A 798-nucleotide genomic window follows, 5' to 3' on the forward strand; every position below is an offset into this window, starting at 1 on the left:
TTCGTTGGCCAGGAGTTCGTAGCCGGTTTCCGGTCCGTATTTTTCGCCGCTTGCTGTGACCTGGCCGTTGATCTGGAAGAGGATTTCGATGGAGGGGTGCTGGCCGGCTTGGTAGACGGCGCCGGGTTCCAGGCGCAGGAAACCGATGCGAAGGTTGCGTTCGGTGAAGCTTCCGAGCCACTTCTCGGAAACACCGTCGTCGGCTGTGGGGAGCCAGTCGTAGGCTTCCGGGTTCATCGCGATCACGTCTTCGTACCGCGGCGTGGCGAACTCGAGCTTGCGTCCGGTGGCGTGTTCGAAGATCGCCTGGGAGCCGTCCACGGTCTGGGGCTCGCCGTTGGCATCGATGTAGTGATATAGGCCCTTCTTGAACTCGCCGGACTTGGCCAGTTCGGCGTTGCCCGCCTCGCGCTGAGCGACGCTGAGGTATCCACCACCGCTCGCGCCGCCGGCCTGCAAGACCATGGTCCGGAGACCCTCGGCGCGCGCCTGGGGACCGTAGTGGACGCTTTCGGGGAAGTACCCCACCCAGCCCTGTTCCAGCACGTCCTCCTCGGTGTACGGCAACCGGCCTTCAATGACGTAGCGGATCTGGTCGAAGTTGTGGCGGTGACGCGGCGTGCCCCAGCCACCGCTGCCGGTCAGGCCCATGTTCAGGTCGAAGTTGTTGGGCGAACCATCTTCGCCGAACAGCAGATGCTTCTGGTCCAGCTTTCCCTCACGCATGGTTCCGACTCGTTCACTGCCGGTATCGGCTGCCTTGCTAACGCGCATTCTCCTGCTCCTTCACGGAATCGA

Annotated in this window: 1 protein-coding gene; it reads right to left on the reverse strand. The window is 63.2% G+C overall.

The annotated features are described in order from the left end of the window. Window positions 1–774, reverse strand: a 774-nt coding sequence (locus tag ABEA18_RS24050) for a hypothetical protein (protein ID WP_345453809.1), incomplete at its 3' end; no start/stop codon positions are given. Window positions 775–798: the final 24 nt, after the last annotated feature.

This window comes from Arthrobacter gyeryongensis (assembly GCF_039543785.1).
Taxonomy (GTDB): Bacteria; Actinomycetota; Actinomycetes; order Actinomycetales; family Micrococcaceae; genus Arthrobacter; species Arthrobacter gyeryongensis.